This window comes from Campylobacter concisus, from assembly GCF_902460625.1.
GTDB classification, from domain to species: Bacteria; Campylobacterota; Campylobacteria; order Campylobacterales; family Campylobacteraceae; genus Campylobacter_A; species Campylobacter_A concisus_AD.
The window spans coordinates 46930-54842 of sequence record NZ_CABPUT010000007.1; the positions used below are offsets into that span (position 1 = coordinate 46930).

Below are 7913 nucleotides of genomic sequence, written 5' to 3' on the forward strand. Positions count from 1 at the left end.
ATATTTAAATATGTAAATCCCTAAATTTAAAGCTTTTTATTTATATAATTTATTATATTTTAAGATTATGCTTGATAATATTTGTTCTTGAAATGAATTTAGCAATTTCTCGTCTTTGCATTACTTAAATTCATTTTTCTCCCGACAATATTTAGTGCTAGGAAGTGGTTAGCCTAGCACTTTTTTTATTCTGCAAAATTTATTAGCGTTGGTCGTACTATCTTCGTATAATCTTTTGTATTTAAAATGATCGATCTATCAAGTAGCCCCGCATTAAATGCGATCTCATCGTTTCTTTGTAGTAACCTTTCATCAACTACTATGTGTAAATTTTTATGAAAGCTAAACGGTGGCACTGAACCAAAAACACAATCTGTCAATGCCAAAACTTCATCTGGACTAGCTAGGCTTGCTCTTTTGCCGTCAAATTTTTGTGTCAAGCTATCAAGATTTGCTTGCATATCGGCTGGCAAAATAGCCAAAATATAAATTTTACCAGCCTTCATCGCTGGCTTTTCATCGCTTAGCAAATAATCATTTAGCACATTTTCATCTTTAAAAATTTGCCTAAATTTCTCCTCATCCACTCCTTTAATAGAGCAAACTAGAGCCTTTGCGCCTTGGCTCATCTTTGTTCCCCTAAGTTTTGCCACCTCTTCTGAAGTGGTCGCACTCTCATGATTTAGGACTTTAAATTTGGCTTCATTCTTACTAAGAAGCTCATATATCTTATTAAAAATTTGCTCAGACACAGCTCTTTCCTTTGGATAAATTTTAGTTAAAATTATACCGCTAAAACTTACAAAAGGCAGGAAAATGCAGATAAATTTAGATGATATAAAGATCGAGCCAAGTTGGAAAGAGATGCTAAAAGATGAGTTTTTGAGTGAAAATTTTGCTCGCATCAAAGAGAATTTCTTAAAGACAAAGAGCGCTGGCGTCGTCTATCCACCAAGTGCACTTATATTTAATGCATTTAACCTAACGCCTTTTCACTCTGTTAAAGTCGTCATCCTAGGCCAAGATCCATACCACGGCGCAAATCAAGCCATGGGACTAAGCTTTTCAGTGCCAAGTGGCGTAAAAGTCCCGCCAAGTCTTGTGAATATCTATAAAGAGATTTACGCTGATCTTGGCATAAAAGAGCCAAATAGCGGCGATCTCACAAAATGGGCAAAACAAGGCGTACTACTACTAAACTCGACTTTAAGCGTCAGCGCTGGAGTGGCAAATTCCCACGCAAGCTTTGGCTGGCAGGGTTTTACTGACGCTGTAATAAAAAAAGTTAGCCAAAATTTACAAAACGTAGTTTTCATGCTTTGGGGCAATCCAGCTAGAGCCAAAGCACCGCTCATTGACGCCAGCAAGCACCTCATCTTAGAGGCAGCACATCCAAGCCCACTGGCTCGTGGTGCATTTTTTGGCTGCCGTCATTTCTCAAAGGCAAATATCTACCTAGCAAATCACGGTAAAACGCCAATAGACTGGGATCTAAACGTAAAAATTTGATCTATTTTTTTTAGATCATTTAAAAGTTTGTTTATCTCTTCAAGCTTTCTTTTGCAAAATTTCTCATCTTTGTTTTGCAAAATTATGGCTTCTTGACCGCTTTGTCTTTGCTTAAACTCATCAAATTTAAGCTCAAAAAGTCTTAACGCCTTTTCATCGTTTGCGAGTCGTTTGCTCTCTTTGGCATAAAGCTCGTCAAGATAGAGCCTACTTTGCTTTATATATTCATTGCAAACATCGTTTGCATGGACTAAATTTATGCCAAGCAAAATGGCAAAAATGGCTATTTTTTTCATGTTTTTCCTTGAAATTTTTACGTTATACTAGCCTTTAAGCACTTAAATTTTAAAATGATCTTTCCAAAAAAGGATAAAAAATGAGACGAAAAGATAGAGAACTAAGCCGTGAAGATGGTTTAAAAATCATAGATGAATGTGAATATGCGGTAATTTCATGCGTGGATGATGAGGGAGAAATTTTTAGCGTACCGATCTCGCCTGTTAGAGTTGGTGAAAGCATTTTTATACACGGAGCTACCGCTGGCTGTAAGGCAAAACTACTTCAAAATGGACGAAAAGTGGAGTTTGTCTGCGTTAGTTTTAACAAAGTCCCGCATCTAAGCGAAAGTGAGCTAGATACGATAAAAAACGACGGCAAGGCACTTGGTGGTAAGGTCTTTACAACTGAATATAAAAGTGCAATCGCAAAAACAAGAGCCTACGAGGTCGAGGACAAGACCAAAAAGTATGAAATTTTAAAAATTCTTAGCCAAAAATACACTGCCTACGCAATGAGCACCTTTGACGTGGCTGCGGAGTATGGGCTCGGGATCATGAAAATTTACGAGCTAAAGATAGAGAGCCTTAGTGCTAAGGCCAAAATTTTACCAAAACCAGCAAAGTAAAGGAATAAATTTGAGCTCACTTGCACTGATGTTTAGACCAAAAAACTTGGATGAAATTTGCGGCCAAAAGGCAGTTAAAGCGGCTTTTTTAAAATTTATAGCCACCGGCAAGATCCCGCACTCCATCTTTTATGGTCCAGCAGGTTGTGGCAAAACGAGCTTTGCAAGAGCTGTGGCAAGCGGGGCAAACTACGATTTTTATGAGTTTGACGGCGGAAATTTAAAGATAGATGACTTTCGCAAAATTTTAAAAAACTACGAAAACGCCTTAAACAAGCCACTCTTTTTCATAGACGAGATCCACAGGCTTAGCAAAACCCAGCAAGAAGCACTTTTGATCCCCATGGAAAACTACAAAGCCCTAGTCATCGGCGCAAGTACCGAAAATCCCTTTTTCACGCTAAGCTCAGGTATCAGAAGCCGCTCGATGCTCTTTGAGTTTAGACCGCTTAGCAGTAGCGATTTTGAAGACCTTCTTGGCAAGATAAAAGAGCAAATTTCATTTAGCATTGACGAAGATGCCAAAGAGTATCTCTTTAAAAGTAGTGGCGGCGACGCAAGAGCCATGCTAAATTTACTAGAATTTGCCGTCACGCTTGATGAAAATGTGAGCTTAGAAAATTTAAAAACACTACGTCAAAACGCCCTAAAAGAGGGAGCGAAAGAGGATGACACGCACTACGAGCTAGCAAGCGCTTTTATAAAAAGTATGCGCGGAAGCGACGAAAACGCCGTCATATATTACCTTGCAAGACTCATAGACTCTGGCGAGAGTGCTGACTTCATCGCTAGAAGGATGGCGATATTTGCCAGCGAAGACATCGGCAACGCAAACCCAAATGCACTAAATTTAGCCGCAAGCACGCTTAGCGTGGTAAAAGAGATAGGCTTTCCAGAGGCTAGGATAATACTAGCTCAGTGCGCCGTTTATCTAGCCTGCTCGCCAAAGTCAAACTCCAGCTACAATGCGATAAATGCCGCCCTAAGATACGTGCAAAGCGAGGAAATTTTAAAAATCCCGCCATATCTAAAAAATCACACAAAAGAGAGCAAAGACTACCTTTATCCGCATGATTTTGGCGGCTGGATCGAGCAAAAATACCTAGAAAAACCACTCGTTTTTTACAAAAGCAAGGGCATAGGCTTTGAAAAAACACTAAATGAGTGGCTAGATAAAATAAAATCCAAGGGCTAAATTTTGGCTTTACTCTGTCAGATTTATTTATGCCAAGCATAAGAGTAAATTTTAAAGGTATATAGATGAATAAGCAAAATTTAGCATACATCACAAATTTAGAGATAGAAGACGTGCCTTGGAGTAGATTAACAACGACTTATGGTAGAGCAAGCGAATTTCCAGAAATTTTTAAACAGCTTTCGGCAGCGATCGGCGAGAAAAATTTGACACAAAGTTTGACTACCAGCAAGTCAAATAGCGGACAAAATACGGCAAATCCAGCAAATAACAATGAAGCAAAATTTAACGCCAAAGCTGCTTGTGACGTGCTTGATAAAATTTTTAAAGAAATAGAGCATCAAAGTACTTTTTGGCACGCTACGCCTTTTGCACTTGTATTTTTGGCGAGAATTTTTATGCGGGCGAAGTTGGTCGCTGATAACGGCGATAAAAACGAGGTGGCAGAGCTTATCGTATCCCGTCTGGGTGAATTTTTCGCGTTTATGCTTATGGTTTGTGACGATGCTGATAAAATTAATCACGCCGCACCACTGGGCAGCTTTGCTGATATGCTAGCCGAAAAATACCTGTGGCCACAAAGCGACGAAAACGACGAGGAGCTTTGGGAAGAACGCTTTTATGATGATGATTTGTTTTATAGTTTTTATTTTTATTCGCGTGCGGTCCTTGACGCGACCGGTATGGATTTTACGCAGTTTAAGCCTATAGAATAGCACTAAATTTGCGCAAACTTATCGTTAAACTTAAAACAAAAAGCAAACTTACTGGTGGTCCGTAAAGCATTTTATAGTTTGCCTAATTTTACAAAAAAATCGGCGCAAGGCGGTAAATTTAACCCAGTTAAGCAAAAGGTGGGAAATTTTACAAAGACGACTAAGCAACTTAATAGCCAAAGCCTTTTAAACGCTTTTGATAAAATTTTTAGTAAAACTAAGAGTTAAATACGTTTTGCCAAGTTATATCCAGCAAGAAAGATTGCAAATTTCTCTTAAAAGCCGTCTAAAACACATAAAAACCTAATTTTAAAATCCAAAAATCAAGAAATAATTTTAGTCCTCATAAGCCGTCTTTGTGGGATAAATTTAGAAAATTATCAATCAAAAAATAACTTAGAGCGTAAAAATATCTGCTATAAAATCTAGCTATCAAAAACAAGCTTGCCACGAGTAAGCCGAAACTAGCGCGAAATTTTAAGCTAAGCTAAAAAATTTTTCTTATTTATTCTAATTTTATATTTTTTTAAATATACTCGCTCTCTAAACTACACCAATGAAAGTCAAGAAAATGCCTACAAATTTTGCTGAAATTTTAAATAATTGTGTTGAGAGTATAAATTCATTTCTTTGGGGTCCATACTTCCTTATCGCCCTACTTTGCGGCACCGGACTATTTTTTACTATTAGGCTTGGGTTTGTTCAAATTTTTAAGTTTAAAATGGGCCTAAGAGAACTTTTTGGGAATTTCTCGCTTCACGGCGAAGCTGCTGGCAAGGCTGGAATGAGCCAGTTTCAAGCAGTTGCAACTGCGATCGCCGCACAAGTTGGCACTGGCAATCTAGTAGGTGCGACAACAGCTCTTATCATGGGTGGTCCTGGAGCGATATTTTGGATGTGGTGCGCTGCATTTTTAGGCATGGCTACAAATTTTGCTGAAATTTGCCTAGCTCAAATTTACCGCACGAAAGATGACAGCGGTCACACGATAGGCGGTCCTGCATTTTATATAAGTCGTGGATTAAAGGGAAAATGGGCAAAAATTTTAGCTGGATTTTTCGCTATCGCTATCATTATCGCACTTGGCTTTATCGGCAATATGGTGCAAGCAAACTCGATCTCAGACGGCTTTAAAGGTGCCTTTGGTATACCTCAGTGGATAACTGGAGCTTTTTTAGCAATCGTCTGCGCGGTCATCTTTATAGGTGGCGTAAAGGCGATCGCAAGAGTAGCTGAAAAGATCGTGCCTTTGATGGCTTTACTTTATGTAGGTGTTGGACTAATCATTATCGCTTTAAATTTTCACGAAATCCCAGATGCAGTTTTGCTTATCTATAAAGCAGCGTTTGATCCTTCAGCTGCGTGGGGTGGAGCTACTGGAGCTAGCATAGCAGCTGCGATGAGATACGGAATAGCAAGAGGGCTTTTTAGCAATGAAGCTGGCATGGGCTCAACTCCGCATGCACACGCCGCAGCTAATGTCAAACACCCAGTCGATCAAGCAGTACTTGGTATAATGAGCGTATTTGTAGATACATTTATCGTGCTAAATATCACGGTTTTTGTAGTGCTTACTGCAAATGTTATTAGCTTTGAAAACGGTAAGGCAGTCTTTACAGGTATCACCTTGGTGCAAGAAGCCTTCTCATCGCATATCTTTGGTAAGGTTGGCGGATATAGTTTCGTAGCTGTTTGCCTATTTTTCTTTGCATTCACAACGATTCTTGGATGGTACTATTTTGCTGAGATCAACGTAAGATACCTTCTTGGGGCAAAAGCGGTCAGAGCTTTTCAAATTTTAGTAGTCGTTTTTGTATTTTTGGGAAGCTTGCAAAAAGTTGATTTTGTCTGGAGCCTAGCGGATATGTTTAATGGCTTGATGGTCGTACCAAATTTAATTGCCATCATCATTTTAAGCCCTATCGTGGCAAAGCTTTTAAAAGATCACGATGCTGGCAAAGAGTATGATGTGAAAGATTATTTGAAATAAATCTTTACCACATCTTTAGAAAATTTACTAATAATTAATTTTTAAATCTCTTGTTTGGGATGTTTTGTTAGAAGTGGTGGCCCCGAATGGACTCGAACCATCGACCACTACCATGTCAAGGTAGTGCTCTACCAACTGAGCTACGGGACCAAAGATTTGGGATTATATTTTATTTTCTATTTTATTTAGCTTAATTTTTTAGTAATTAAATTTATTTATAAGTAGCAAATTTGATGGATAAATTTAGAATTAGCTAACGCTTGCTTCGCAGTTATCGGTAAAGATGAAAACTACCCAGTCAATATCGGCAACTCACAAGTTATCGTCACAAAAACCCCTTGGCACTCCTAAAGAGCTAAAATGTGTAAGCTACCACTATGATATAGGGCATATAGCGTTAGCTTTAGAAATTATCTTTAGTACTGAAGCCAACATATAAAATTCATGAGAGAAAGATACTAGAGCAAAAGATTGATACTAAGAAAAATTCTTCAAAGGTGAGTATAAACCTACAAAAGAGGAAGAGGAATTTTTAAAACAAAAGGCTGATAAGAATAATACAAAAACCGGTTGGTGGACTAGCTGACTGGTAAAGAATATCTTGCTGTTTTCAAGCAACCTTGAGCAAAATGTCATCCTAAAATAGATCGCTTTACTACTAGGGTTTAGGATGATCCAGCTAAAAAAGTTAACAAGGTTATCGGTATCTTTGAGAGTAGTAATAGACATGAAAAATTAAACCTCGAACTAGTTAAATTTATAAGAAATAGTCAAAATATCTCTCTCATTACGCTTTTGCAGAGCAAAAATACCACTAGCGTTTTTAAGGAAATTTACTACGCTAGGAAATTTTAGATCAATGCAAAAGCAAGAATGGATTAGACCACTCGTACGAGATATAAGAGAAATTCCTACCATTTACTTAGGGTACTGGATATAAGATATAGCGAAACTTCAAATCAGTTAAACTTTAACAGCTCTTAATAGATCAAAACACCTCTCTCATCTTATGTGTTAGCTCTAGACTCGCTTCGATCTCGGCTCTTTTTGCCATTACGCTTTCAACATTGACGCCGACATTTATACCAAGTTTTTTAGCAAATTCATAAAGCTCTGCGAAATTTTCAAGGCAAATTTGCGATGCCGTAGCTAAAAAATCATCACTTTCAAGCATCCTTTTTTCGCTCTTTTTATCAACGCTTATGCCAAGCCACTTGATAAACTCTAGCGTTTTTGTATTGCCGCAAGTAGTAAATGTCAAAATAATAGGTAAATTTAACCCGCTTTTTGCCACGCTTTCTAGTAAATTTTTAGCCAAATTTATATCAAAAACTGCCTGCGAGATAAAAAATTTCGCCCCCATTTTGGCCTTTTGGCTCATCCTTTGCTCTTCATCGCCTTTTTTAGCATGCCTCTCAGCTATGCAAACACCGCCCACTACAAGCTCTTTAAACTCATCTCTAGCGATCTCATAAGCACGCTCTAGGCTCATTTTAGGCTCTACCTTGCCAGAAGCAACGCCGACAAAAACATTTATATCGCTACTACTTTTGGCTAAATTTGCTCTAAATTCACTCTCGTTATATTTATTAGCAACCC

At 38.2% G+C, this 7913-nt stretch carries 8 protein-coding genes and 1 tRNA gene; 5 read left to right on the top strand and 4 right to left on the bottom strand.

The window, feature by feature from the left end:
- Positions 1–185 precede the first annotated feature (185 nt).
- On the bottom strand, positions 186–752 hold the full coding sequence (locus F3G69_RS06330; protein WP_103580666.1) for a YbaK/EbsC family protein: 567 nt from the start codon (positions 750–752) through the stop codon (positions 186–188).
- A gap of 64 nt (positions 753–816) precedes the next feature.
- On the opposite strand from F3G69_RS06330, the gene ung reads away from it, so the two are divergent.
- On the top strand, positions 817–1509 hold the full coding sequence (gene ung / locus F3G69_RS06335; protein ID WP_149714723.1) for a uracil-DNA glycosylase: 693 nt from the start codon (positions 817–819) through the stop codon (positions 1507–1509).
- Here ung and F3G69_RS06340 read toward each other — a convergent pair.
- Positions 1464–1805 carry a hypothetical protein gene (locus F3G69_RS06340; protein ID WP_149714724.1) on the bottom strand — a complete coding sequence of 114 codons (342 nt, stop codon included), beginning with the start codon at positions 1803–1805 and terminating at the stop codon, positions 1464–1466. The two genes, ung and F3G69_RS06340, sit on opposite strands and share 46 nt — an antisense overlap.
- 80 nt (positions 1806–1885) lie before the next feature.
- Between F3G69_RS06340 and F3G69_RS06345 the strand changes: the two genes are divergently transcribed.
- The 4 genes from F3G69_RS06345 to F3G69_RS06360 all read left to right on the top strand — a co-directional run bounded on the left by F3G69_RS06345 (position 1886) and on the right by F3G69_RS06360 (position 6314).
- Entirely contained in the window at positions 1886–2413 is a 528-nt protein-coding gene (locus F3G69_RS06345) for a pyridoxamine 5'-phosphate oxidase family protein (protein ID WP_149714725.1), read from the top strand.
- 28 nt (positions 2414–2441) lie between these two features.
- Positions 2442–3608, top strand: coding sequence for a replication-associated recombination protein A (locus F3G69_RS06350; protein WP_223155884.1), 1167 nt, complete (start codon positions 2442–2444; stop codon positions 3606–3608).
- Between the two features lie 65 nt (positions 3609–3673).
- Positions 3674–4324 (top strand): ATP-dependent DNA helicase RuvA, encoded by a 651-nt coding sequence (locus F3G69_RS06355; protein ID WP_149714727.1) that lies wholly within the window; start codon positions 3674–3676, stop codon positions 4322–4324.
- A 571-nt stretch (positions 4325–4895) separates the two neighbouring features.
- On the top strand, positions 4896–6314 hold the full coding sequence (locus F3G69_RS06360; RefSeq protein ID WP_087577252.1) for an alanine/glycine:cation symporter family protein: 1419 nt from the start codon (positions 4896–4898) through the stop codon (positions 6312–6314).
- Between the two features lie 74 nt (positions 6315–6388).
- Here the strand turns inward: F3G69_RS06360 and F3G69_RS06365 are convergent.
- Together F3G69_RS06365 and F3G69_RS06370 are read right to left on the bottom strand one after the other, a co-directional pair.
- Positions 6389–6464: transfer RNA gene (locus F3G69_RS06365), tRNA-Val, on the bottom strand.
- 838 nt (positions 6465–7302) lie between these two features.
- Positions 7303–7913 (bottom strand): methylenetetrahydrofolate reductase (locus F3G69_RS06370; protein ID WP_188115339.1); only part of this gene is annotated, 611 nt, incomplete at its 5' end.